We start from the raw sequence: 25,110 nt of genomic DNA, 5'->3' as shown, positions 1-25,110 counted from the left end.
TCTTACCAAGGATTTGTTCGCTTAATATGATCACATTCACATAAAACACAACATTATATTGTTATAACAATTGCGCGAAAAATGGATAATAACCGGACATCAGGATGGACTACAAAATTGTTGCTGACACCATTGTGAAACACTGCGGCGGACGAGCAAACCTCGTTCACACGACCAACTGTATGACCCGGGTGCGTATGACAATTGCAAACCCGGCGCGAGCTGATATTCAGGCTTTGAAAGCCATCGACGGGGTGCTGGGTGTGGTTGAAGACGACACCCTGCAGGTGATTGTCGGCCCGGGAAAATCGTCAAAGATCGCGGATATTATAAATGAGATAGTGCCGGAATCGCCCACGTTAAACAGCGCAGAACTGAAAGCGATGCAGGCGCTGGAAAAAGCCAAAAAACCGACCCGCGTCAAAGTGATACTCAAGCATATCGCCAATATCTTTGTTCCCGTGTTACCAGCACTGATCGCCGCCGGTATATTAATGGGCATCAATAATCTGTTGATAAACTCTGCTGCGTCATTTGCTTTGACGCACCATATTGCTGGAACAGACAATTTGTCGGCTACCCAGTTGGTGCTGGAACAGCGACATTTACTGGGGCTGAGCGAGTTTTTTGGCCTGGTATCTAAAGCGCTGTTTAGCTTACTGGCAATTTATACCGGCGTGACCTCTGCTAGGGAGTTCGGCGGCAGTATCGTGATGGGCGGGCTGCTCGGCGCCATCACCATTGCCCCGCAGCTACCGGTACTGGGTCTTATCCCCGGTCAGGGCGGACTGATTGGCGTCATCTTCGCAGTATGGGTGATGTGCCTGCTGGAAAAACAGGTACGTCGCGTTATCCCGGATGTGCTGGATGTGGTGCTGACTCCCTGCACTGTCCTCACGGTGATGGCGGCAGCCCTATTGCTGCTGATCATGCCCGTAGCTGGCCTGCTGTCGAATGCCATTCTGCACAGCATGAATGGTCTGTTGGCGAAGGGCGGTATCGCCGCCGGGTTTATGCTGGCCGCACTTTTTCCCTTCCTAATCTCGCTGGGTCTGCACCATGGCCTGTTCCCTATCCACCTGGAAATGATCAATGCCAGCGGGCATGCGCCGCTGTTTGCCATTCAGATCATGTCTAATTCCGGCATGGTAGGTGCCGCTACCGCCGTACTACTGCTGACCCGAGACCCCGTGCTGAAGAAAATCGCTAAAGGTGCGATTCCCACCTCGATACTGGCGGTCGGGGAACCCACCATTTTTGGCGTCAACATTCCCGCCGGTTTTGCCTTTATTACCGGTTCGATAGGCGCGGGTTTCGGCGGCATGATGGTGGTGCTGCTTGGCGTCACAACCAATGGCATCGGCGCTGCTGGTCTCTCTGCACTACCGCTGATCGCTGACGGCAAATATTTACAGTACATCATTGCGTGGCTTGTCGGCTGCCTGGCGGCCTTTGTACTAACCTGGACCACGGGGAAGCTGCGCGGTTATGACAAAGAAACGCTATAACTGGACGAATTGACGGAGAAAATTTATGAAAGCCATTATGCTGATGTTCGACTCACTTAATAAGCATATGCTGTCGGCTTACGGCAGCAATGCCGCTATCACGCCCAATTTTCAGCGTTTGAAAGAGAAAACGCTGCGCTTTAACAATTTCTACGTTGGTAGCATGCCCTGTATGCCAGCCCGGCGGGAGATTCATACCGGAAGATATAATTTCCTGCACCGCTCCTGGTCGCCGCTGGAGCCGTTTGATGACTCAATGCCGGAAATCCTGAAAAAAAACGGCATCCATACCCATCTGGTGACGGATCATAAGCACTACTGGCGAGATGGCGGCGCCACCTATCATCCCCGCTACAACACCTGTGAATTGATTCGCGGCCAGGAGGGAGACAGCTGGAAAGGCATGGTGAATAAACCGGTCTGCCACTATGAATCCGGGGAGCCGGAAGAGATTAAACAGCGCCGTATCGCCAGCCGCACTCAGCACCAGATTAATGTCCAGTTTATGCAGGATGAGCAAGATCATCCGTTGGCGCGGACGATCAACAGCGGTCTGGAGTTTATTCGCACCAATTACAGCGCGGATAACTGGTTTCTTCAACTGGAGTGTTTTGATCCTCATGAACCATTTTTCGTTCCGGAAAAATACCTGAAACTTTACGGTATTGAGGATATTTCGGCATTTGATGGCTGGCCCCCATATTACTTCGTGACGGAGAATGAGGAACGCAGAAGCAACATCCAGAAGTACTACAAAGCGCTGCTGACTATGGTGGATGATTATCTCGGTAAAGTACTAGATCATATGGATAAATATGATCTGTGGAAAGACACTCTGCTTATCGTCAACACTGACCATGGGTTCCTGCTGGGTGAGCATCAGTGGTGGGGGAAAAATATTATGCCGCTGTATAATGAAGTGGCCAATATTCCTTTCTTTATCTGGCATCCGCACTGTGGCGGAGCGGGTCAATCGCGGCAGGCTCTGGCGCAGACTATTGATATTCCAGCCACGCTGCTGGAATTTTTCGGGCTGGAAAAACCGGTGGACATGCAGGGCGTCTCGCTGAAACCGGCCATAACTAATGACACCCCAATTCGCGACCATGCTCTATTTGGTTATTTCGGTTGCCATATTAATATCACCGATGGCCGCTATGTGTATATGCGCGCGCCGGCAAAGAGCAACATTGACAATCTTTACGAGTACACCTTGATGCCCACCCGCATTAACCGGCGCTTTACGCCTGGTGAGCTCCAGAATCTCACGCTACACACCGGTTTCCCATTCACCAAAGGCTGTCCAGTGATGAAGGTTCCGGCGGTGTCGGTGATGACCCGTAACGCCGACCGTTTCGGACACCGCCTTTACGACCTGGATAATAATCCAAAACAGGATGTTCAGTGTCAGGAAGTCACGGTGGCGCGCCGCTTGTTTAACGCCATGGAACGAATGATGGTGGCTGGCGATGCCCCCGGGGAGCTGCTGGGGCGCTACGATTTCGGCCAACCCACTCCGATGCTGCTCGGCGTTGATTCGGCGCAGCAGCCGGAATTCAGACAACTAACCGCTGAAATCCGTTATGGCATGCTTTGTCTGTTGCAACATCTGGAAAACGGCGGTCATGATAATATCGCCAGCAAACTCAAGGCTGCCGCGAAATCAGATTGGAGCAGAGAACACCTCTGGCAGTTTGTACTGGATGAGGTGCCAGCAGAGCAGCATCAGTCGGTGTTCTACAAAATGGCCTTAGAGATGCGGCTGGATTAAGCCCCATTCCCCGGCCTGACCGGGGAGAACTCTGGACAGGAATAAAATGAAAATGAAGCAAGAGCTTGATTATACGCGCGGCGCTAGGCCGCTGTACGCGCAGCTGTACGAGATTCTGCTGCATAAGCTGAGAACCGGGGAGTATAAGAAAGACGATGTGCTGCCAACCGAGGCCGAATTTGAAGAGCGTTTTGGGGTCAGCCGTATTACCGCCCGCAGGGCGCTGGCCGAACTGGTGTCGAAAGGTCTGTTGAAACGTCAGGCCGGTATCGGCACTATGGTGATCAGCACCTCTGAAAAGCAGCAGGTGAAAGCCGGTATCAGGCTGGCGGATGGTCACCAGCAACTGCCGATCAGTCGACACAATTTGGCAATGGAATCCGTCGAGCCGCCGCCCACCGTGGCCGCGGCGTTTGGCCTGGCGCCTGGAAACCAACTGATGCGCTTGACCCGCACCCTGTACCGCCAGAATCAGATTCCTGCCCAGCTCAATTACATCTATCTGACGCCGAGACTGGGGCCGTTGTCACTGGAAGAGATGGATAACGGCCTGTACCAGCTATTAGAGGAGCGTCATGAAAATATTGAGAGCTGGCAGGACACCATTACCGCCAGCCTGGCGGATGAAAATGACTGCCGGCTGTTGGATATTCCCGTTGCCACCGCGTTGTTAATCAAAACCCGTAAAGGGTATAACCAGCAGCAGCAACTGGTCGAATACACCATCGCAAGGCATATTGCGAACTGCTATGAATACCTTGTAGAGGGAGGTCGATGAAGTGGAAAACCGAAGGTAAACCGCCGGATTATCGCTATACGCTGGCAAATGAACGAACCTTTCTGGCCTGGATCAGAACCGCGCTGGCTTTTATGGCTGCTGCGATCGGCATCGACCAACTGGCGGCTGAGCTTGCTCCCGCCCTGTTTCGTGATTGTCTAGTGGTGGCGCTGGGGCTGACCGCCGCAGGATTATCCTGTTACGCCTGGCGTCGCTGGTCAGGGAATGAACGGGCGATGCGCCTCGACACCGAATTACCCTTCCCGCAGGTCCTGCTGTGGCTGTGTAGCGGCTTAGTAGCCGGTATCGTGGCTATTCTGGTTATGCTGGTGACGTTATGACTTCGGATTTAGGGGAAAGAGATTCGGGGCTGCAACCTGAACGCACGGCGCTTTCCTGGCACCGCACCCTGTTCTCTTCCATCGTGCTGGCAGTAGTGACTCTGCGCGCCGGATTTTATCATGCCGATACCCCGCTGATAATAATGGGCGGCGCGTCCATTATTATCTCCCTGTTGGTAGTGGTGGTCTCGTGCCGTCGCCAACAGCTGATGGTGTACGACTTCAAACTCACTTCAGCAAGCTCCATGTCAACTAAACGAATGATTTGTCTCGCGGTGGGCCTGAATGCGCTCGCTATCCCTCTGTATACCGTTTTGAGACTGTTTTAAAGAGAAGCCTGATGTCCATAAATATCAAAGGCTGTCATGTTATGGCCAAGCCTGGTGGCTCTGTTTGTAATATCGACTGTGGTTATTGCTTCTATCTGGAAAAAGAAGCACTTTATCCGGAACGCTGGGACAACTGGCGTATGTCGCCAGAGACGTTGGAGCTGTTTATCGCCCAGCATATTGCAGCACAGGAAGGCGAACAGGTGCTGTTTGCCTGGCAGGGTGGCGAACCGACGTTAATGGGCTTGCCCTTTTTCCGTCAGGTGGTCGCGTTGTGCAAGAAATATGGGGAGGGGCGACCAATACAGCATGCTCTGCAAACCAATGGCGTGGTGTTAAACCCTGAATGGGCGGCATTTTTCGCCGAACACCAGTTTTTGATCGGCCTTTCCATTGACGGCCCTCAACCGTTTCACGATACCTATCGTGTTACCCGCTCAGGCGCGGGCACCCATCATAAGGTGATGGCTGCACTGGATCTGTTGAAAGCCCATCAGGTGGCTTTTAACACCCTGACCGTGGTAGGGAAGCATAATGCCGCGCATGCCAAAGAAGTGTATGAGTTTCTGCTCGCCATTGGCTCGCGGCATATTCAGTTTATCCCGTTGGTGGAGCGCATTGCCACTGCGGACAGCGCAGAACTCCAGTTAGTGCTGCCCGGAGAAAGCGCCGCGACACTGGCTCCCTGGAGCCTACCTTCGTGGCAGTATGGCGAGTTTCTTAACCAGATATTTGATATCTGGGTGCGTCGCGATGTCGGACGCATCTCGGTGCAAATGTTTGATGTGGCTCTGTCCGCATGGTGCCTGCAACCGCCAGTGCTCTGCGTACACTCAGAAACCTGTGGCCATGCGTTTGCGCTGGAGGCCAATGGCGACCTGTATAACTGTGACCACTTTGTTTATCCGCAGTACCTGCTGGGCAATATTCATCAACAGGATATAAAGACCCTTAACAACAGCTTACCGGCCTATCAGTTTGGCCAAGCGAAAAGTCGTACCCTGACGCCGGACTGCCGGCGGTGCGAATTCCGTTTTGTCTGCCATGGCGGCTGCCCGAAGCACCGCTTTGCCGTATCGCCTTCAGGCCATCCGGGACACAATTATCTGTGTGCCGGTTACCAACATTTCTTTCAGCATATCCGCAGGGAAATGAATCTGATGAGAGACCTGCTGAGTAGCGGTTATGAAGAACAGACCATTATGTCTGTGCTGGCGCAGGAAAGCAGAGTGCGCTCAGGCCAAAACAGAAATGCATTATGTCCCTGCGGAAGCGGCAAAAAACATAAGAAATGCTGTGGAAAATAACCTTTGTCCCCTTGCTGAAAGCGTATCAGCGCTGTTTACAGGAGCTCCACACCAGCAGGAGCAAGCTGGCAGATTAGTAATCCTCATGCGTATCCAGCCGGTTGCAGCCACCTACAGCCATAGGTACTGTCGCAAAAATTTGGAGCTGATAATCTCATTGTTACTTGCTGTGGACGAAACTTCATATGAACCCAATCAAAGGCCAGCATTTTAGGTGTGATCTCATAGTGTAGCGGTACGCTGGTACTGTAAATACGGTACCAGTTCCCGTGAACTGTAGGAGATGTTGGCCAGGCGCGGTGTGAAGGTTGGCCATCCCACGATTTACCGCTGGGTTCAGCGTTATGCGTCTCAAATAGAATTATGAATAATACTTTTTAAAATCAGGGCTTCAAAAAGAAAGGCGGATGCGGATCCAGAACTGGCGATGAGTCGTTTTTTTACCGTATTTTGGTGACAACATGAACGATCACCTTAATACGATGGCAGTTAAACAGAATTATTAACTGGTTGTGAATTTCAAAAAGAGTACTGAATGAAAAGTCCCTTTGGATTCAATGAAATATTCAGTAGAAAATGAAATTCTTAAAAAATGTTTTCCTCTAACAGACCATGGGGCATTTCTCATACTATTATCCAGTTAATCATAATGTTGGTGTATAATTCATCATGTTGAACATTCAGTCATGGCGGATAATGGATAAGGTCCTGGAGAAGCAACACGCTTGAATACCGAATCACTGACAAAGAAGTCAGGCCATCTTGCCTGGTGTGCCCTGATCGCTCTGCATTTTGCAAAAAGTGATGGTCAGGTAAACTCTGAATATCAGGAAAATGTATTTCTGACGTGCTGGCTGGCCACCGCGTTGAAGCAGCATCGGTTTCCCAGAGAAACAGCCCCCGATATCGTATGGTTACTGAAACAGGGGCGTACGCTCGGTCCTAGAGCCAAAATGCGGCATAAACTTGATTACCTTTGGCGCTCTTGTACCGGCGAACTGTCAGCGCAGAATGATTTGTTCAGGCTAACTTACGCCCTTGAAACAGCCAAAGAAATGCACTGGGTGTACAGGAGACTCACTGACAGGGAATGGACAGGAAGAAACGCGGTAGCAATGAATGACAGCGTGAATGCGGTATATCTGTTGTATTCTTCTCTCAATACTGCTTTTGATGATGATGGGAATCAAATACCTCCACTTATGGCTCGAATTACCGGCAATGTGGCAAGGCTGGAGAAACTACTCGACAGCTGCAGCTGGCAGACCAAATCCTGCCCCGAAGAGGCTATGCTTTTCCAACTGATGGCTTCCGGGAACTCACATAATAACGTCTGAATACCTTATGATCTTTCTGAAGCTCAATAAGCCATAAGCGGTATCCAAAGCCAGTAGTTAAATATGATTTATCATTACGTTTTCCAAGTGGACCCCATAGAGAATGAAAATGGCGTCAAAAGAAACAAATAAAGCAACATTCCGAAAGTCAGCAGCATCATCACCGCTGCATAAACCCCTGGCTAGTAGACATCAGGGCGAGCACGTGGTGTTCTCTCCTGCCAGCCAGGTCACTGCGGACGGCTTTTTTGGCATCGATGGACGGTACATTTTCCTACTCGCGGAGGTGTTTGAGATATTGGTCAGGGAGATTACGTCAAAATGTCATGAAGGGACGCAGGCGGAAGCTCTGCGCGGCCTGTACGGGCACCTCTGAACATGGTGAAATTCTCCCTGCTAGAAAATGCTCTGGACTTAGTGGAAACTGGATTGCAAATCTGACGGATGCGCAGTCAGGCAACAGTAACCGATATTACAAGCAGTGCCTGCTCAATCTTTTTCAGGGAGCAGGGCTTTTGCTTAAGGCCGCAGCATCCCGCTTTGGTGCTGACAAGATTTTTGTGGAATGGTCCCTTAGAAAACACTGCAAAGATCCGATTAATCCTCTTGAGAGCGAGCTTCATGCCTGTAAATCAGTCGATATTCCTGGCCTGTGCGACCTGATTAAAAAACATTATCCGACCGAATTTAGCGAAGATAGTCTAAAACAGCTTAAGGCGGTCGCTATCGAAAGAAACAGAATTCAGCACTTCGCCATCGAAATTAATCCTCAGGTTCTGTCTCTTCAGTTGCGCTCATTATACGAGCTCATTTATCGACCTGCTGACCTGCCCCCAGGATTAGATACAACGCTCACTTAGTAATGTCGGATCCTTCACTATCAGAATTACCCTTTCTCCAGCCCGCCGCAAATTCTGACGGCGTCTGATAATTCAGCGTGGAGTGCGGGCGGCACTCGACATAATCCTGACGCCAATCACTGATGGTTTTCTTGGCATGGCTGACGTCGCTGAACCAGTGTTCATTCAGGCATTCATCGCGAAAGCGCCCGTTAAAACTCTCAATAAATCCGTTCTGTGTCGGCTTGCCGGGCTGAATAAGCCGCAGCTCCACTCCATGCTCAAAGGCCCATTGATCGAGCGCGCGGCAGGTAAATTCCGGGCCCTGATCAGTTCTTATCGTCGTCGGATAGCCGCGAAACAGCGCAATGCTGTCCAGAATACGCGTGACCTGCATGCCTGAAATGCCAAAGGCAATAGTGACCGTTAGGCACTCCTTCGTGAAGTCATCCACGCAGGTCAGGCACTTGATCCTGCGACCGGTGGCCAGCGCATCCATGACAAAATCCATCGACCAGGTCAGATTCGGCGCCACCGGGCGGAGCAGCGGCAGACGTTCTGTTGCCAGTCCTTTACGACGACGTCTGCGTTTTACGCCGAGTCCACTCAGATGGTAGAGCCGGTATACTCGCTTGTGATTAACATGAAGCCCTTCGCGGAGCAGCAGCTGCCAGATGGGGCGGTTTCCTATTTACTCATCAATGCCGGGTGTGGTCTCCTGTATGGAGTGATAGCTACCGAGAAGTCTATGCACTGTTCGCCATGGACGTATTTACAACTTCGTTTGAAAAGGATGAATAATATTGAAAGGAAAACTTATGCTGGGCATCATGCTGGCAACCTGTTTCTCTGTCGGAGCCACAGAACAGTCTCAGCATTGGGGTTATGAAAGCCAGGAAAGTCCTGAGCACTGGGGCAAGCTTTCACCCGATTTTGCACTCTGTGAAACCGGTAAAAACCAGTCACCGGTCAATATCAAGGGAGCACTGAAAACGCATCACAGCAAACCTGTTCTGGTTTTCGAGCAGGGTAAACAGCAAATAATCAACAATGGCCATACGATTCAGATTAACGTTGGTGAAGGTAATACCCTGCGTCTGGACGACGATACTTTTGCACTGCAGCAATTTCATTTCCATGCACCAAGTGAAAATGAGATCGATGGCAAACAGTTCCCGCTGGAAGGCCATTTTGTCTATAAAGATAAAGATGGTTCTCTGGCTGTTTTGGCGCTGATGTTTAAGGAAGGGAAAGCTAATCCGCAATTGGCAAAAGCCTGGCAGCAGATGCCTGCTAAAGTTAATCAAGCTGCCATACTGACGCAGGCGGTGGATATCAACGCTTTGTTGCCTGAGAACGTCGGGGTCTACCGCTTTAGTGGATCCCTGACCACACCCCCTTGTTCTGAAGGTGTGACCTGGATGGTACTGGAACAACCTGTCAGTGCTTCTGCTGAACAAATCAGGCAATTCCACTCAGTAGTTCAGCATGCAAACAATCGCCCGGTACAGCCGCTGAATGGCCGCGTTATCATTGATTGATTTCTGAGGTTACAGGCACGTCACTGTGCCCTATGTGTAGTGATCTGCTATGTGACTAACAGGGGGTAATTGAATGAACTTATTAGTTCATTTTTGGCTTTCTAATTACCAAACCAACCTCTTACGTGAGTTTTCTTTCCATTGAGCGTCAAACCCCTATGACTACTGATGGCAGCTGTAAGCATATCTGGGGCTTAGCCCCAGATGCAATTTGTTATATTTTCACATTGAAATGTTATATAAAACACCATCCAATTCACCGTGCATGCCGTCATTAATCACGGCGCATATGCTTTTTTGCAAAACCTGAGGGATTCCGGGTAATTAAAGGGCGAATAAGTGAGTTCGAGGTTTATGGGATAGATGTAACGGCTCGCAATCGAAACCTCACCGACTCGCAATAATGGAGTGCCCCCGAGCACGTAGACAGTTCCTGTCCTCACGGTGAGGCCTTTTCGAAGGCCTCAGGGCTAACACCACCGAGATGACTGTGGCGTCGGGCTCGGTTGTAGAATACTTCGATGTAATCGAATATATCCGCCCGGGCCATGCCCCGGGTTTTATATATTCTCTTTCTGACACGCTCTTTTTTTAGTGAATTGAAGAACGATTCTGCCACAGCATTATCCCAACAGTTGCCACGGCGACTCATGCTCGGGGTCAGATTATTGCCCCGGCAGAACCGCTGCCAGTCATCACTACCGTACTGGCTGACCTGCTCCCCTCCAATTGATGCGGTTCAGGTTTACTAACATCCGCTTCTGGCACAAATCGGCCCGTCATACCTGCTTAAGTCACTGGCTTAGCGAATGGAAGGGACTTCCCCTAGATATGCGCCTGATTAACTTTCGTGCAATCATAGGATAAACATTGACCCAGAGGGATTCGTTATGACCATCACCACTGTCGGTATCGCTCTTGCTAAAAATGTGTTTGCTGTTCACTGCATTGACCAAAATGGTAAAGCTGTTCTGGTTAAACCCAAGGTGTCGCGTGCAGCACTTTCTGAACTCATCGCAGGTTTACCTCCCTGTGTCATTGGAATGGAAGCCTGCTCGGGTGCCCACTATTGGGCAAGATTATTCAGGCAGTATGGCCATGATGTCCGGTTGATGGCTCCGAAATTTGTCTCACCCTATCGCATGGCGGGTAAGACCGGGAAAAATGATGCAGCTGATGCAATAGCTATTTGTGAGGCAGTGCAGCGGCCGCATATGCGCTTTGTACCAGTCAAAGACGAAAGCCAGCAGGCAATGCAATGCTTACATCGGACAAGACAGGGATTTATCCAGGAAAGAACAGCAACGTATAACCGTCTTCGGGGCCTGATATCTGAATTCGGGGTTATTGCCCCACAAAGCACTGATGCTCTGCGTCATGTTGTTTCTGACCAGAAGGAAACTCTGCCAGTACAGGTTAGGCTGTGCATTGATGATCTATTGGCACATGTCACTAATATTGAAGAGAAAATCGCCGAATATGACAGGGTATTATCTCGTGTGGCCAAAACAGATCATCGCAGCCAGCAGTTAATGGAACTGAAAGGTGTTGGGCCCACCACAGCGAGTGCGCTGGTCGCCAGTATTGGCAATGCCCATGATTTTAAGAACGGGCGCCAACTGGCAGCCTGGTTGGGGCTAACGCCATCACAATACAGTAGTGGCGGAAAATCAAAGCTTGGCAGGATAACAAAAGCGGGTGATGCCTATCTGCGAACCCTACTGGTCCAGGGAGCCCGTTCTGTAATGGTAGGGGCAGAGAATAGAACGGACTCGTTTAGCCGTTGGGTCTGCTCGTTGATTGGTAGGCGGGGATACTGGCGTGCTGTCGTTGCAATCGCCGCCAAGAATGCGAGGTTGTGCTGGGCATCATTACATTACGGCGATGACTTCAGACTGTATTCAACAACGTGAAAAATTAAACTGAGTAGTAACTGAACTGTAACTCGTTGATGGTAAAGGGTTAGACCCCCGTGAGAAGTATCTGCATATCCTACTGGATATTACTATCCGATTAACGAAGGAGGATCTCACGAGCGTCTTTCATCAGGGTCCGAATCACTAGCGATTCAGCGTGACCGTTTATAGTAGCGCAGTCTTATCCCTTGCCTTTTATTGATGAACAGACAGAAATTAAAAACCGGCGTTGACTGTTCGGGGAAGCCCTTATAGTAGGATATTTAATGAGATGGTCACTCCCACCTTCCCGGTACTATGCTGAGGATAGGCTTTCATTCGGAGAACTATCATGGAAAACATTGCGCTCATTGGTATCGATCTGGGTAAAAACTCTTTCCATATTCATTGCCAAGATCGTCGCGGCAAGGCTGTTTACCGTAAAAAATTTACCCGGCCAAAGTTAATCGAATTTTTGGCGACATGCCCCGCTACAACCATCGCAATGGAAGCCTGTGGCGGCTCTCACTTTATGGCACGCAAGTTGGAAGAGTTGGGGCATTTTCCTAAGCTGATATCACCACAATTTGTCCGTCCATTCGTTAAAAGTAACAAAAACGACTTTGTCGACGCCGAAGCTATTTGCGAAGCTGCATCGCGTCCGTCTATGCGTTTTGTGCAACCTAGAACGGAATCTCAGCAGGCAATGCGGGCTCTGCATCGTGTCCGTGAATCCTTGGTTCAGGATAAGGTAAAAACAACCAATCAGATGCATGCTTTTCTGCTGGAATTTGGCATTAGCGTTCCACGAGGAGCTGCCGTTATTAGCCGACTGAGTACCCTTCTTGAGGACAATAGTTTGCCTCTTTATCTCAGCCAGTTATTGCTGAAATTACAACAGCATTATCATTATCTCGTTGAGCAGATTAAAGATTTGGAATCCCAGTTGAAACGAAAGTTGGACGAAGATGAGATTGGACAGCGCTTGCTGAGCATTCCCTGCGTTGGAACACTGACAGCGAGTACTATTTCAACTGAGATTGGCGACGGGAAGCAGTACGTCAGCAGTCGTGACTTTGCGGCGGCAACAGGGCTAGTGCCTCGACAGTACAGCACGGGAGGTCGGACGACATTGCTGGGAATTAGTAAGCGAGGTAACAAAAAGATCCGAACTTTGTTAGTTCAATGTGCCAGGGTATTCATACAAAAACTGGAACACCAGTCTGGAAAATTGGCCGATTGGGTCAGGGATCTACTGTGTAGGAAAAGCAACTTTGTCGTCACTTGTGCCCTGGCAAACAAGCTGGCCAGAATAGCCTGGGCCCTAACGGCACGACAGCAAACTTATGTAGCATAATGACAGAAATACACCGGTTTAAAGAATCACTGATCTGGTTTTGCGAATACTGATATTGATGATACTAACGGCCCACCGGCCTGTTGAGGAACCTGTAAAACGGAAAGGCTCATTGAAGCCGTATATTTTCTAGAGGTTCATCAGGCGCGGAACTCATCGAGGCGCGGGAATAAAATCCCATTCAGACGCCGGATAGATTCAAGCAAGCCAACTTATCGTCAAAATCGGTGTTGCAAAAACGGGAGTGACCATAGATTCCGTTTTCCAAGCGGACCCCTTTGATAAGGCAGTGTTCTCGTCATTGGTGATGACGCTGCGTGATGAAGGCTATATCAGCGATACCGGCGATGCCTTAATTGAACAGACGCAGAGGGTCTATCAGCTGCTGGCGGATCTGATTACCCAGGATGTGCGGCAGACAATTGAGAACGTAGTCGCGCCGGAGTAACAACTTCAGCGCTGATAAAAAAAACGCCCGAATTATCGGGCGTTTTTTTTATCAGCGCTGAAAGCGGTTTTCCACGGCGCGGTAATTAACCCTGAGGGTTACAAAACCGGTATCGCCTGGCGTTTTTTGATCACTTCATAGCGAAAGTACATATCACAGGTCAGCAGGAATTCGTTATGCCAGTGCCAGTAGAGGTGCAGGTAAAGATAACCCGCGGCCGGCAAATAGCAGCATAAGAAATAGAGTTCAAATTTTACCTGCCAGCCGGTCAGGGCCAGAATAGCGCTGATAAGAATAATCCAGCCGGTGTTCAACACAGCTAACAGTATCATCCGCGCGACAAAAGGCAGACGCTGTAGCTGGCTCAGCGGAATCCGCGGGGAAAAATAGAAATCGATTTCTCTGAGGAATATCCGGCCAAGGAAGATGTAACGCTTGCTCCACAGGTTAAACAGCAAATTTAAACCCAGTACCGCGGCGCAAAGCAGCCACATTGCCACCATTAATTTGCCGGAAAAATAGCCCTCACTCAGGCTGAAATCGTCATCATTTTTCAGCGGGCTAACAGAAAGCAGGCTTACCAGCAGGCTGAGCAGTAACGGCGTCCACAGATAACGGTACAGGTTTTTAACCGCACCGGAAGGCGGTAGCGCCGCTATCACCTGACGGATATAAACCAGGCGAACATGATGATATAACACATAAAAAATAAGCGGTAATAGCGCTGCCAGCCAATAATAGCGCTGAGAATCCTCGCCCCATAGCGACATCGACAGGATTAACAGCCAAAATAGCGGGAAAGCGATTATCGACAGCACCGCAGGACGGCTGAGGAATCTACTGACACCTGTACACCTCTGTCCGTTAAAGCAGCTCAAATCGACCCGGCGTAACACGCTGCTGTAAGCCCATGAGGCTTTGACATCGAACAGCGTGTTAAATAAGGTTATGGAGAGTAGCGCGGCGATTATTCCGGCATCCGCCGGGAATAACACATAGCCGTTATTCCGCCAGTAAAAACCCAGCATAACCGGCAGAAGAATATAGAGTAATGCCAGCATGCGTTTGTCATGAAAACGAATAAAAGTGGTGTAATCCGGGATCATGTTATGCCATCCGTGATAACAACTGGCGGCAATGAACGCCGTTGTCCGGCTTATACATCGGATAATCATGCAACAGGTGGGTCAGATACGCTTTATTACTGATTTCGACAAACTGGCATGGCGTCTCCGCCTGAAGAAAATGTGTCATGGAGTCAGTCCATTTCACCGTATGCGTCAGGTGCAGGGACAGATTACGCCGGATGGTGTCGGCATCGCTGGCAGGCTGTGCAGTGACATTCATCAGTACCTGGTGCCGGGGCTGATTAAATTGCAGCCCGCGGAGAAACTGCGCCATCGGCTCCACCCCTTCGCTCATTAATGCAGTATGCCAGGCGCCGCTGACGCCCAGTTTAATGCTGCTGCATCCCTGCTGAAGCAGTAACGGAACAAACTCGTTAAGCAATTGCGGGACACCGCCAATCACCTGTTGCTGGTTGCTGTTATCACAACTGATTTCCAGCGGCAGGTCTGAATCGGCAATCAGCGCAGACAGGCTGGCGTAATCAAGAGATTTCACCGCCAGCATCGAGCCTTTGTAACACTTGCTCAGTTCATCCATCAGTTCGGCGCGATAGTGTACCGCCCGGAACATATCTTCCAGCGACAGGATGCCAGCTGCGTAAAGCGCACTATATTCCCCCACGCTGTGACCGCAGCTGCCGACAATATCGACTCCGGTCGCCGCTTCGCACCACAAGGTATACAGCGTGGTGTTAATCACGCTGACTGCAATCTGCTGAACTGAAGTCTGCACCAGCCGGTTCATCGGCCCTTTCAGACACAGGCGGCGAAGGTCTTTACCGGTAATATCACTGGCGCAATCCCAGATTGAGCGCGTGGTATGATTGATATCCCATAAATCCGCGCCCATGCCAACGGTGGAGGTCCCCTGCCCGGCAAACAGTAATACCACGGGCTTTGATGTTGATAATAAACTCATAATTCCTCAAAATTGATATTTAAATCCCAGCCAGCTGCCAATAGTGTCGCCAAATAAACCAAATTCTGAATTTTGTTTACCCTGCGCGCTATAAACTCCACAATAAATAGCCAGTTTTTTGTCAAATGCGGCGACAGGTTTGCTGTAATTAACCCCCACCAATGTGCTGTAATCTCCCAGATTAAAAATCGCATAGGGCTGAATAACAGACTCATCTGCCATCAGGATGCTGTTAAAGGTGCTCAGGTAATGTTTACCCAACAGCTGCCCTCGGTTGGTCGTATTGTTGATTTCCCCGGCCATCAGAAACTTATAGTCATCAAACAGGCGGTCCAGCGCCGCATTGCCGCTACGCTGGTTTAGAAAACGAATAAGATCGGTCTGCTTACGCCATTCTGCGACGGAATATCCCGCGCTCTGGAAGTAGTACTCCACGCCAAACTGACTAAACTGGTCGGTGGTATATTGCACCCCTAATGCCAGTTCGGTGTTTCTCTGCTCCTCCCGGGAATACAGCTGGTCAGGAAAGCTGTAACCCTGCAGGCGATCGGCCAGTTGCGCGTCCAGATGACGCCACTGTTGTTGCCAGTGCCACGCCGCCTCGGCGTTAAACTGCCACTGGGGGGCAAACTGATAGCTGTCTGCCACGGCGACAGATTTATTGCTTCCCCCCATCAGGTTTAATGTTGGTGTATGATCGGCAACCTCCCTGCCGCTCCAGGAGAGCAGATAGCGTTCATCGCTATTTGACCGCGCCGCATCCCGCCAGTTACCGGACGATTGATAATATGGACCTTCGCGGCTCAGCGCGGGAGAAACCGACAGCGACAGCGAGCGAACTTCATTGTCATGGGTGATCCCCCCCCCCCAGTACGAGGCGGTATAAGCCGGTTGCACTCCCGGATAGTAAATTCGGCTGCTGCGAAAACCGGCATAATAGTTATTCATCAGCGCAGCGGGAGACTTGAGATAAAACAATCCGCCCTGCGCTTTAAGTTTGCCCAGCTCCAGCCGAAGCTGATCTGAAGCGGCATAAGTCAGCGCTAATTTATCCGCCAGAAAGCGCGCATGGCTGTCATCCTGCTCGAAAGCGCCCGTCGGTCGCCACCCCGACCAAAACAGGCCATAAAGTGAGAAATCGACCGTCAGATCTGCCGCAGGCTGACAAGACCCGGCATAGTTAAGCGCGGCATCGCGCAGCATATTATCCGCCCGGTACGGGTTTTTCTGCTGAATGCGCCAAAGGGAGTGCTGCCGTTCCACGGCGGAAACCTGCCCGTAGAGCACCACATCCTGCTGACAGGCAGACCAGCCGATAGCGGGCGCCAGTAACGCCGGGACGATCCAGAAGAACTGATGCGCTTTCAACGGCCACCCCGCTGAATAAACTCTTTGGTAAAATGAAACTGTGGCAGTGACTCATATCTGACATCGCTGTATTCCATTACTGAATAGCGATTGGCGTGACGGGCGTCGGTAACCAGAATTTTGCCCGGACGCTGTTTATCCAGCAGCAGGCGATAATCCTGCCAGGAAACGCTTTTTACCACTTTGTCATCCAGTGACAGATAATCCGCACGGAATGGCCGCCAGCTGCCTTTTTCAACCAGATAGATAATTTTTGGCCAGGTGACTGCCGCGGATTTGCGCTCGAGTATCAGTTGATAACACTGCGCCGCGCCGCAGGAGGTCTCGCCGGTTAAGCGGGCGTTATAGGCATATTCAAAGTTAGTCACAATGACATCGCCATTGGAAATTTGTCCTACCAGCCGTTGCTGCGGGGAGATCGGAATTGGCCGACGAAGTTCCGGTGTCCAGAACCATAAATCGTACCAGTCAGACAGCATGACTTTGCCCTTATCGCTGGCCGGGTAAACAAAACGCATCAGCGAGCGCGCATCCGCCTGGTTATTCGCGTCAGGCTTTATAAAACGCATGGAAATATCCAGCACTTGTGTCTGGACCGGCTGACTGGCGCCATCCTGATAGGCTTTGACCGTCACCGTATAACGGAAAGGCTGATCCGGTGAGCGTATCTCGTCAGCGCGTTTAATAATCTCTCCGGCGCTGACCACAGGCGCATCCGCAGCCTGCAACGGTGGGCAAAATAACAACGGACTTATCAGCGCCCACGGTAAAAAAACTTTCATTATTCCATCTCTAAATAAATTTAAATGCATCGGCGATATTTAGTCTGGCGGCACGCATGGCCGGGATAATCGATGCCAGCGACGCCGTCAGTACCGGTAATAAAACAGTTATCCAGATAAGAGCGGCATCATCGGTTTTTATAAATGCGGTGTATCCCTGGGTTTGTCCGGGAGATGGCGGCATGGCGATACCGTGCAGATTGATCACTCCGGCCAGGGCGAAGCCCGCCAGCAGGCTGCCGGCCGCGCCCAGTACCCCGGTAAACACCCCTTCCAGTAAAAAGAGCCTGGCGACTTTTGCCGGCTTCACGCCTGTGGCGCGCAAGGTGGTAATTTCGCGCGTTCGTTCAATCACATTCATCGTCATGGCATTGCCGATCATAAACACCACCACCAACGCCACGATTAATTTTATAAAAAAGTAAATACCGGAAAGCAGCCCCTCTACCTGCTGGTAAAAAAGCGAAAGTTCTTTCCAGGATTTAACTATTAGCGGCAATTTATGCTGCGCAATAAACTGCTCCAGCCTACTGCGAAAACTTTCCAGCTGGCTTTCATCCTTAAGCAAAATAACCATTTTGCTAACGCCATCGGTATTCATCATTTTCTGGGCAGTGCTTAGCGGCATTTTTAACGCCACGTCGTCATATTCCTTGATGCCGGAAGAGAAGATACCGCGCAGTTTCATTGACATTGCCCCCTGGCCGCCTTGGGTATTAAGCACCATTGAGTCCAGCCAGTCGCCATAATGCGCATTCAGAGACCGCGCCAGGCCGCTTCCAAGGGTAATTTCATCTTGTTTGATGCGGGATAGATCGCTGCCGGATATCAGTTTGTCGAAAGAACCCACTTTAAGCGACGCAAGCGGCTCGATGCCGATCGCGCTAAAATACCCGGAGCTTTCATTCTCATACAGAGAAATAATACCGGTAAACTCCAGCTGCCCGCTGATCGTGGAAATAAAAGGTGACAACTTTTCATCACTCAACAACGCTGACTTCAGCCAGTCATAATTTCCAATAATGGTTTTATTTTTATTGGTATTTTCAAAATACTCACGATCATAGACTTGCAAATGTCCCAGATTGGTTCTGATGGTTTGTTCCTTCAATATCCAGAATGAATGCGCAATAAAGCCGCCGTAAAGGAATATTGCCGTGCCACCCAGCATAATTGCCGCAATCGTTGAGAGTGAACGCCGCTTATGACGAAAGAGATTAAAGAAAGAAAATTTAATCTCATTGACACCACAATAAAAAACCAAAATAGCCAGGCCTACCGCTATAACAATGCCTGGCAATAACTGCCCGCTTAACATTTATTCACCTTTTATTGAGGGAATTAATACCTGATTAAGTTCATCAATATCCCAGATTGGCGCTGCGCCGCTGATTAGCGGTGTCTCCGCTATCGCCGGTTGTTCCTGTAACATCTCCCGGCGCAGTGAGTCTGCCTGTTTGTCACCTTGACAGTTCCTCAGGGTATAGACTTGCATCTGCTTAATTTTTTTCCGCAGCTTCAGAGCCAGTTTCTTGAAAGATTTATCCAGCTTCATGCTGTCATGCAGCGCCACCACACAGCGCCCAAGGTCCGAGGGTAACCAAGTATCAAGCCGCGCCCGCAGGTAACGCACCCGCCAGTTATCCTCATCCAGTTCCACCGCTTCATCCAGATAGAAGAAACCCATTTTGGCTAATTCCGATGCCTGTACATTGTCGTTGATATTTTTATATTCCCCTGCCAGCTTCAGCAGACCATAAGAATAGAAAACCAGAGAGGTGATATTTCCCTGTTGCTGGTACTCGGCCATTAACGCATCCGTGACCTCTTTTAGCTCATCAATCTTATGGGGGAAGCCCTGACGAATAATGCTTTCAACTTCGGGCGCTTCCCTGGATTGCGCCATAGCGGAACTGACCAACAGACAGAAGAGCAGCAGGAAGACAACAGAATTAGCGTAGCGAGTCATACACAATACCTCCGTCCTTGATTTCAATCACTCTTTTCGCCCTGTCCTGTAGCTGTACAGAGTGGGTAGAAACGATAAAGGTGGTTTTCGTCTCCTGATTGATTTTCATCATCAGGTCCAGAATAGCTTCACCGGTAGCCATATCCAGATTGCCTGTCGGTTCATCCGCAACGATAACTTGCGGTTGGTTGGCCAGCGCCCGGGCGATAGCCACGCGCTGTTGCTGCCCCCCCGAAAGTTGGCCGGGTTTTCTGTCTTTCAGATGTTCAATGCCCGTAGATGCCAGGTAGTGCAGCGCCAGCGATTTTGCCGTCTGCTTTGACCGGTTGCCGGTTAACAGCAGCGGATAAAAAACGTTATCAAACGCGCTCAATACCGGAATCAGATTAAAAAACTGAAAAATAAATCCCAGGTGCCGACTTCTGAGACTGGCAAGCTGATTTTCATTAAGCTCACTTAACGCATTATTCAGGAAAAAGACGTTGCCCGAATCGGGTTTATCGATACCTGATAAAATATTTAATAATGTACTTTTTCCGCTTCCTGATTGCCCACAGAGTGCAATAAACTCTCCCTTTGCGATTTCAAGGTTAATATTGGTTAACGCTTTTACTTTTGATTCACCCTGACCGTAATGTTTTTCAACATCCGTTAGCATTATATCCGCCAGGGGATTAATATTATTTATAATAAGACTCATATTTATCAGTGCATTGACCAGCTATCGAACCAGATATAACCGCCAAAAACATCTTTCAATAAAGTGCGGACTTTCCCGGCCTGGTATCGCTGCCGTTGCTGAAAAATCAGACTCAGCGCCGGCGTAACAGGCCCGCTCTCGCCGTACATATCGACCAGATTAATATGGCGAATAGAACCAGCGGCATCGGCCAGCTGTTTTTCAAATGCCGCGTCTTTCTTCAGGCTGGCCAGCGCCAGCCAGTCCTGTTGCGGATCTAACCCCGATATCACCTGCTCGAGTGGAGCGCCCTGCGGTGCGGTAAGCATTTTCCCGCACTGGATACCAAGACTGGCTTCCCGCTGGCTGAAAACAAAACAGCCTACACGTTCTACTGAGATATTCAGATGCGTCTGTTTATTTTTGCTGCGCCCGTTCATGGCTTGTTGTGAAAACACCAGGCATGGCACCGCCCGGTAAGCGGCGCAAATAACTACAAAGTCATAAAGTCGCCAGTCGAGATAATCCTGTGCCAGTCTCATTGCCTGCATAAAGGCATGCTCTTCTCCCCTGACTTTGCAGGTAAAGTCCTTGATGGCAAATTTCTTTACCAGGTTTTTAGGCAGCGTATCCATGATTGCTGAGTGCAGGGGGCTGGTGACGTCCTCAAACGGCCCCGTTTCACCCCAGGCATCGGCATAGATAAATGCCGTTCGTGACTTCATTAATAACATTCGCTCTTTGGCATTTAACTGCTGTAGCGCGTTATCTGCCGCCTGATCCATGGCATCCAGATAATTTTTGTACAACGGCGCCCTGATCATCTCCCGGGAATACTCTTCCCTGCTGGCGCCAAAGCGTTTAAACCCCCAGCCGTGGGCATTGGTTGCTTTTAACGCCAATTTATAAAGATGGGATTCTCCAACATTAAGCCAGCTGGGATAATACAAATAAAATTTATCTTCTGGCTCAATAAGCGAGAATGAGAGCAAATGCATTTTTTAAAACGTCCATTCAGTGCTTATTGACGCTGGCCTGACATGACAATTCCGATGACGGAACCGTCGACGCCGAGACCAACTTTCAATAAGTGTTCTTTGTTGTGCGAAATTGCTCCGGCATTGATTAACAAATGCCGTGAAATCGATTCGCGAATAACTTCCTTTCCTACAGGTGATATCAGTTTTTTATCAGTTAAGGCGGCGTGACCAATGATTAGGTCGACAATGCCTGAACCCGTGGTGACATATCCTATTTGTCCTTTATAGGCCAGCACGTGTACCGTCGACTCTGCCAATAGAGAGACAATCGCCTGCGCTTCTGCTCTATCGCTGTCTGCGGAGCCATTGCCATGCGGAATAATGGCGCACAGGTCATCACAACCTACCTGCGCTTTTTTCATTACGCTGCTCATGACTTTTAGCAGGCTGCTGGCCAGCTGTGCTGAATCATTACTACGTCCGGCGCTGATCTGGCTGTAAACAGAAGTCAGCTCAATACCGCCCGCCAGCTGGCGCGCCTGTCGATGGCCCGCGCGCTCCACGATCAATACCGAAAACCCTTCCGAAGGCAGCACGCATTTACCCGCATCAGAGAACGGCTGAACCACTTCACCTTCCAGCATTGACTGACTTTCCAGAAAGTGAATATCCTGGGTTTTAATCTCCGAACAGTTGACAACCACCACAATATCCAGCGCCGCGCTTTCGATAGCCTGAATGCCGAGATGCAGCGCCGACAGCGCTGAGTTGCTGCTGCAATGCAGGCAAGGCGGCAGACAGGCTAAGTCATAATGACGCGCTAGCCCAGTAGCCAGTTGATCCTGTGACATTGCGGCTACGTTCAGATTGCGTAGTGAGTTTACGCACTTCAGGTCCTCAATGTCGTTATGGTGGTAAAACGCATAGTAATCGGAAATATCAACCCGCGGCCCCAGCCCGCTCAGATACACCCGCACCCTGTCCCCCGTCAGTTGGTGCGGCGCCAGTTTTGCCTGCAGCAACGCGTTGTCGATTAGCTTACAGAGCAGGTCAAATACCGATCTGCCCTGCCGATCAAACCGCACCGCTGACTTATTCTGATGCATGCGGCACAGCCTGGCCTGCCGTTCGCTGACGAACCAGGCGGCTTTCTCCAGGCATTTCCCCTGCGACAGATTGGCGATTAAAGTCTCGCTATCAGTAGCATAGGGTAAACACAGGCTGGACCCAGCCAGTACCGCGCGATCAGGTGCGCCATTATCCTTTGATGACGAAGGCATAATAATTTCCGCCCTCTGTGGCACCAATCAGCAAAGCCTGGCGAATCGCCATTTTCTGTGGCGAGCGCACAAAGTTAATCCGCTCATCGCAGAATTGCCGGGTGTAAGGAATAGCCGGAACCGCCTGTTTTTTTAAGCAATCGGTCAGTAATGCCAGATTCAGCAGCCCCGCAGAGGACTCAACAAAGCCAAAGAAGGCATTGTAGTTAACTACCGGTATCTGAGGGTGGCGCTGATGGAAGCAGTGATAAATCGCGGCTATTTCCACCGCGGCACTGTGCTGCGCCCCATTACTGGTGCCGCAAACCAGGTCGATGGCCTCTGCCGTGGTGTCTGCATCCTGCAAAGCTCTGTCAATCGCCAGCGCCAGCGCGGCGGCTTTTTCATCCTGCTGAGAGGCATCGAAGTAGCTGTTATCACAGGATTTGCCATAGCCGATAATCTCTGCCAATACCCCGGCGCCACGCGCCTGTGCCGCTTCAAAATCCTCCAGCAACAGCATGCATGCCCCTTCTCCCGGTATATAGCCCTGCGCATGCTGGCCATAGATGTGATAATCATGGGCATCCGCCGTCATATGGATTTTTTGCGCCACCGCGTCCATATAAAGTGACATCGACGGGAAAAACTCGTCCGCGCCGCCGACCATCACCTGCGGCTGCAACTGCTGACGAATCAGCTCATAGCCATAGGTCAGGGCGCCGAGCGCCGCATTGGCGCCAGTGGCAAGCGTGGTGGTATAACCTTTGATCCCTTCCGAAATAGCGCAGAATGTCGCGATGGAATTCATCAGCGAACCCGGAAATTCCGAGGTGCGCACTTTACATGGATCGGGCTTCAGGCTTTGCAGATATTTGTAGGTGGTCTCCTGCGGTCCGCGGGACATCCCCATTACAAATCCCAGACTCTCGCCGTCACGCCTGATTTTGCGTTGCGCATTATCCAGCGCTTCCACCAGCGCCATCAGGGCAAAGGTGCCGCCACGCGTGGCTTTACGCGGATCGAAGCGGCGCAGATGCTTGCGCGGCTCCAGGCCGGAAACCTGAAAGGTTCTGAAGTCAGGATTATTTTCCGGCAGCGGCTGCGCCGCCAGGCTCTCCGCGCTGGTCGCAAGCTCACCCAACTGCTGAGTTTCATGCAGCACCGCCAGCAGCTGATGTACTTCCTCCAGCGTATCCGGATTAAAGGCAACGCCACCCAGTTCTGGCGCCGTCTCTTCGCTCCATACCCTGTCCAGTATCTCGTTCAGGGTGTGGCCAATCGCTGAAACTGCCCCGGCGCCGGAAATTGCTACCCGACGCGCACTGTAATGGGTTGCCGGCGTGGCGCAGGCTTTGGTACTGACAATCATGCAGCAGTTATTGCCGCCAAAGGCATAATTGTTTTTCATGAAAACCGTTACGTCTTTGTCACGGATTTCATTCGGCACATAGTCCAGATCGCAGTTTGGCCGCGCCACGCTAAAATTGAGCGTCGGTAGCACTTTGTTGAGCGGCAGCGTCACCAGGCAGGCGATCAGCTCAACAATACCCGCTGCGCCGATATTATGGCCGAGATAGGATTTGGTAGAGCTGACCGGCAAATTTTCCACCTGCGGGAAGGTCTTTTTCATGGCCAGGGTTTCGATACGGTCATTGGCTTCCGTGCCAGTGCCGTGCACGTTGACGTAATCGATCTGGTCGGCAGTCAGCCCGGCGTTTTCCAGCGCTTTAGCCATTACCTGCACCGCGCCGCTCGCCCTCGGATCTGGCCCGGTCTCATGGTAGGCATCGCATGAAGTGGCATAAGAGAGAATTTCGCCATAAATGGTGGCGCCACGCGCCACGGCGTGTTCATACTCTTCAAGCACAATCGCGCCAGCCCCTTCGCCAATCGACATGCCAGAACGGCCAGAAAAAGGCGTGCAAGAGTCAGGATGCATGACATTCAGGGCGTAAAAACCCGCAAATGTCGGCAGATAGATCGGCTCAGTGCCGACCGCCAGCATGGTGATACTTTTACCATTCTGAATATAATCAAAAGCCATGCCTACCGCATTCGGGCTGGCTGTACAGGCCGTGGCGACCAGCTCCATTCCACCTTTCAGCCCCAGCAGAGAAGCAACGCTGGAACAGCAGGAGGAAAAGCCGCCGGACCAGATGGCTTTTTTCAGGTTAAAGTCCTGGATTCGCTGCTCAAACAGCGGCAGAAAAGCCTCCGTACCTGCAGAGGAAACACCGGTAATTAAACCTGTCTGGTCGAGCAACGGTTGATTATTATGCAGACCCGCCTGTTTCAGGGCATCCCGGCTAACTTTCCACGCCCACAGCGCGGCATTATCCAGCGATGAGACGATCTCTTCAGGGATCTCTGAATAATCAATCTGATGCAGAATCTCTGCCGCGCGGGCATTTTCAAACCATTGAGAAAATCGTTGGCTGTCTGCCACGCCGCATTTTTTATCCAGCAGCGCTTGTCTGAAATCATCGATGTTATCGGCCAGAGAGGATAAAATACCCATTCCGGTGATAACTACTCTTTTCCTAGTGGTTTTCATTTCTTACCTGCAAATGTAA

Annotated in this window: 21 protein-coding genes and 4 pseudogenes; 13 read left to right on the top strand and 12 right to left on the bottom strand. The window is 50.6% G+C overall.

The genetic code is table 11. From position 1 onward, the window contains the following. Positions 1–104: 104 nt before the first annotated feature. From D5398_RS23365 to D5398_RS23325, 9 genes and pseudogenes are all read left to right on the top strand, one after another. Positions 105–1,508 (top strand): PTS transporter subunit EIIC, encoded by a 1,404-nt coding sequence (locus D5398_RS23365; RefSeq protein WP_120509753.1) that lies wholly within the window; start codon positions 105–107, stop codon positions 1,506–1,508. A gap of 25 nt (positions 1,509–1,533) precedes the next feature. Beyond that, the gene (locus D5398_RS23360) at positions 1,534–3,279 is read left to right on the top strand and encodes a sulfatase (RefSeq protein WP_120509752.1); all 1,746 of its coding nucleotides are present in this window, start codon (positions 1,534–1,536) and stop codon (positions 3,277–3,279) included. A gap of 46 nt (positions 3,280–3,325) precedes the next feature. After that, complete coding sequence (locus tag D5398_RS23355; RefSeq protein WP_244216827.1) at positions 3,326–4,057, top strand: GntR family transcriptional regulator; 732 nt, start codon at positions 3,326–3,328, stop codon at positions 4,055–4,057. Then, positions 4,054–4,398 carry a YidH family protein gene (locus tag D5398_RS23350; protein WP_120509751.1) on the top strand — a complete coding sequence of 115 codons (345 nt, stop codon included), beginning with the start codon at positions 4,054–4,056 and terminating at the stop codon, positions 4,396–4,398. Before D5398_RS23355 ends, D5398_RS23350 begins: the two co-directional genes overlap by 4 nt. Beyond that, entirely contained in the window at positions 4,395–4,727 is a 333-nt protein-coding gene (locus tag D5398_RS23345; protein WP_120509750.1) for a DUF202 domain-containing protein, read from the top strand. The genes D5398_RS23350 and D5398_RS23345 overlap by 4 nt, the downstream gene beginning before the upstream one ends. An 11-nt stretch (positions 4,728–4,738) precedes the next feature. Then, positions 4,739–6,034, top strand: coding sequence for an anaerobic sulfatase maturase (locus tag D5398_RS23340; protein WP_279635017.1), 1,296 nt, complete (start codon positions 4,739–4,741; stop codon positions 6,032–6,034). A gap of 185 nt (positions 6,035–6,219) precedes the next feature. After that, positions 6,220–6,395 (top strand): annotated as a pseudogene (locus tag D5398_RS25720) (IS6 family transposase); the annotation flags it as partial. A 364-nt stretch (positions 6,396–6,759) separates the two neighbouring features. After that, the gene (locus D5398_RS23330) at positions 6,760–7,371 is read left to right on the top strand and encodes a DUF2913 family protein (RefSeq protein ID WP_120509749.1); all 612 of its coding nucleotides are present in this window, start codon (positions 6,760–6,762) and stop codon (positions 7,369–7,371) included. Positions 7,372–7,661: 290 nt separating this feature from the next. Further along, positions 7,662–8,231: a hypothetical protein gene (locus tag D5398_RS23325; RefSeq protein WP_162940824.1), complete on the top strand. Its 570-nt coding sequence runs from the start codon at positions 7,662–7,664 to the stop codon at positions 8,229–8,231. On the opposite strand, the pseudogene D5398_RS23320 reads toward D5398_RS23325, so the two are convergent. Further along, positions 8,224–8,898 (bottom strand): annotated as a pseudogene (locus tag D5398_RS23320) (IS3 family transposase); the annotation flags it as partial. The gene D5398_RS23325 and the pseudogene D5398_RS23320 sit on opposite strands and share 8 nt — an antisense overlap. 115 nt (positions 8,899–9,013) lie before the next feature. Between D5398_RS23320 and D5398_RS23315 the strand changes: the two are divergent. Continuing rightward, a complete protein-coding gene (locus D5398_RS23315) occupies positions 9,014–9,751 on the top strand; it encodes a carbonic anhydrase (protein WP_120509747.1) in 738 nt (245 codons plus the stop codon). Positions 9,752–10,190: 439 nt separating this feature from the next. On the opposite strand, the pseudogene D5398_RS23310 reads toward D5398_RS23315, so the two are convergent. Beyond that, positions 10,191–10,469: pseudogene (locus D5398_RS23310) on the bottom strand (IS3 family transposase); the annotation flags it as partial. 172 nt (positions 10,470–10,641) lie between these two features. Here D5398_RS23310 and D5398_RS23305 point away from each other — a divergent pair. The 3 genes and pseudogenes from D5398_RS23305 to D5398_RS23295 form a co-directional block, all read left to right on the top strand. After that, a complete protein-coding gene (locus D5398_RS23305; protein ID WP_120509746.1) occupies positions 10,642–11,664 on the top strand; it encodes an IS110-like element IS5708 family transposase in 1,023 nt (340 codons plus the stop codon). 334 nt (positions 11,665–11,998) lie between these two features. Beyond that, on the top strand, positions 11,999–13,003 hold the full coding sequence (locus tag D5398_RS23300) for an IS110-like element IS4321 family transposase (RefSeq protein ID WP_120509745.1): 1,005 nt from the start codon (positions 11,999–12,001) through the stop codon (positions 13,001–13,003). Positions 13,004–13,280: 277 nt separating this feature from the next. After that, a pseudogene (locus D5398_RS23295) lies at positions 13,281–13,451 on the top strand (hypothetical protein); the annotation flags it as partial. A gap of 98 nt (positions 13,452–13,549) precedes the next feature. On the opposite strand, the gene D5398_RS23290 reads toward D5398_RS23295, so the two are convergent. The 10 genes from D5398_RS23290 to D5398_RS23245 are packed head-to-tail and all read right to left on the bottom strand — an operon-like array spanning position 13,550 to position 25,091. Beyond that, positions 13,550–14,557: a hypothetical protein gene (locus D5398_RS23290; RefSeq protein WP_120509744.1), complete on the bottom strand. Its 1,008-nt coding sequence runs from the start codon at positions 14,555–14,557 to the stop codon at positions 13,550–13,552. A 1-nt stretch (position 14,558) separates the two neighbouring features. After that, the gene (locus D5398_RS23285; RefSeq protein WP_120509743.1) at positions 14,559–15,497 is read right to left on the bottom strand and encodes an ACP S-malonyltransferase; all 939 of its coding nucleotides are present in this window, start codon (positions 15,495–15,497) and stop codon (positions 14,559–14,561) included. Between the two features lie 6 nt (positions 15,498–15,503). Beyond that, complete coding sequence (locus D5398_RS23280; protein ID WP_120509742.1) at positions 15,504–16,865, bottom strand: hypothetical protein; 1,362 nt, start codon at positions 16,863–16,865, stop codon at positions 15,504–15,506. Continuing rightward, positions 16,862–17,647 (bottom strand): outer membrane lipoprotein-sorting protein, encoded by a 786-nt coding sequence (locus tag D5398_RS23275; RefSeq protein WP_120509741.1) that lies wholly within the window; start codon positions 17,645–17,647, stop codon positions 16,862–16,864. Before D5398_RS23275 ends, D5398_RS23280 begins: the two co-directional genes overlap by 4 nt. Before the next feature lie 10 nt (positions 17,648–17,657). Then, entirely contained in the window at positions 17,658–18,965 is a 1,308-nt protein-coding gene (locus D5398_RS23270; protein WP_120509740.1) for an ABC transporter permease, read from the bottom strand. Then, positions 18,966–19,616: a hypothetical protein gene (locus D5398_RS23265; RefSeq protein WP_120509739.1), complete on the bottom strand. Its 651-nt coding sequence runs from the start codon at positions 19,614–19,616 to the stop codon at positions 18,966–18,968. Next, positions 19,600–20,274 carry an ABC transporter ATP-binding protein gene (locus D5398_RS23260; RefSeq protein ID WP_244216826.1) on the bottom strand — a complete coding sequence of 225 codons (675 nt, stop codon included), beginning with the start codon at positions 20,272–20,274 and terminating at the stop codon, positions 19,600–19,602. The genes D5398_RS23265 and D5398_RS23260 overlap by 17 nt, the downstream gene beginning before the upstream one ends. 47 nt (positions 20,275–20,321) lie before the next feature. Next, positions 20,322–21,293: an ATP-binding protein gene (locus D5398_RS23255; RefSeq protein ID WP_120509737.1), complete on the bottom strand. Its 972-nt coding sequence runs from the start codon at positions 21,291–21,293 to the stop codon at positions 20,322–20,324. A gap of 23 nt (positions 21,294–21,316) precedes the next feature. Continuing rightward, positions 21,317–22,555 (bottom strand): beta-ketoacyl synthase N-terminal-like domain-containing protein, encoded by a 1,239-nt coding sequence (locus tag D5398_RS23250; RefSeq protein WP_120509736.1) that lies wholly within the window; start codon positions 22,553–22,555, stop codon positions 21,317–21,319. Continuing rightward, complete coding sequence (locus tag D5398_RS23245; protein WP_120509735.1) at positions 22,533–25,091, bottom strand: beta-ketoacyl-[acyl-carrier-protein] synthase family protein; 2,559 nt, start codon at positions 25,089–25,091, stop codon at positions 22,533–22,535. Before D5398_RS23245 ends, D5398_RS23250 begins: the two co-directional genes overlap by 23 nt. Positions 25,092–25,110: the final 19 nt, after the last annotated feature.

It is taken from the genome of Rahnella bruchi (assembly GCF_003614975.1).
In the GTDB taxonomy this organism is placed as follows: domain Bacteria; phylum Pseudomonadota; class Gammaproteobacteria; order Enterobacterales; family Enterobacteriaceae; genus Rahnella; species Rahnella bruchi.
The sequence above is the reverse complement of the archived record's forward strand: the minus strand, read 5'-3'. Positions and strand labels throughout refer to the sequence as shown.

Bases quoted from the DNA above. Each gene is read 5' to 3' on its own strand.
- D5398_RS23365 (WP_120509753.1), top strand. From the start codon at position 105: ATGGACTACAAAATTGTTGCTGACACCATTGTGAAACACTGCGGCGGA.
- D5398_RS23360 (WP_120509752.1), top strand. From the start codon at position 1,534: ATGAAAGCCATTATGCTGATGTTCGACTCACTTAATAAGCATATGCTG.
- D5398_RS23355 (WP_244216827.1), top strand. From the start codon at position 3,326: ATGAAAATGAAGCAAGAGCTTGATTATACGCGCGGCGCTAGGCCGCTG.
- D5398_RS23350 (WP_120509751.1), top strand. From the start codon at position 4,054: ATGAAGTGGAAAACCGAAGGTAAACCGCCGGATTATCGCTATACGCTG.
- D5398_RS23345 (WP_120509750.1), top strand. From the start codon at position 4,395: ATGACTTCGGATTTAGGGGAAAGAGATTCGGGGCTGCAACCTGAACGC.
- D5398_RS23340 (WP_279635017.1), top strand. From the start codon at position 4,739: ATGTCCATAAATATCAAAGGCTGTCATGTTATGGCCAAGCCTGGTGGC.
- D5398_RS23305 (WP_120509746.1), top strand. From the start codon at position 10,642: ATGACCATCACCACTGTCGGTATCGCTCTTGCTAAAAATGTGTTTGCT.
- D5398_RS23300 (WP_120509745.1), top strand. From the start codon at position 11,999: ATGGAAAACATTGCGCTCATTGGTATCGATCTGGGTAAAAACTCTTTC.
- D5398_RS23290 (WP_120509744.1), bottom strand. From the start codon at position 14,557: ATGATCCCGGATTACACCACTTTTATTCGTTTTCATGACAAACGCATG.
- D5398_RS23285 (WP_120509743.1), bottom strand. From the start codon at position 15,497: ATGAGTTTATTATCAACATCAAAGCCCGTGGTATTACTGTTTGCCGGG.
- D5398_RS23275 (WP_120509741.1), bottom strand. From the start codon at position 17,647: ATGAAAGTTTTTTTACCGTGGGCGCTGATAAGTCCGTTGTTATTTTGC.
- D5398_RS23270 (WP_120509740.1), bottom strand. From the start codon at position 18,965: ATGTTAAGCGGGCAGTTATTGCCAGGCATTGTTATAGCGGTAGGCCTG.
- D5398_RS23265 (WP_120509739.1), bottom strand. From the start codon at position 19,616: ATGACTCGCTACGCTAATTCTGTTGTCTTCCTGCTGCTCTTCTGTCTG.
- D5398_RS23260 (WP_244216826.1), bottom strand. From the start codon at position 20,274: ATGCTAACGGATGTTGAAAAACATTACGGTCAGGGTGAATCAAAAGTA.
- D5398_RS23255 (WP_120509737.1), bottom strand. From the start codon at position 21,293: ATGCATTTGCTCTCATTCTCGCTTATTGAGCCAGAAGATAAATTTTAT.
- D5398_RS23250 (WP_120509736.1), bottom strand. From the start codon at position 22,555: ATGCCTTCGTCATCAAAGGATAATGGCGCACCTGATCGCGCGGTACTG.
- D5398_RS23245 (WP_120509735.1), bottom strand. From the start codon at position 25,091: ATGAAAACCACTAGGAAAAGAGTAGTTATCACCGGAATGGGTATTTTA.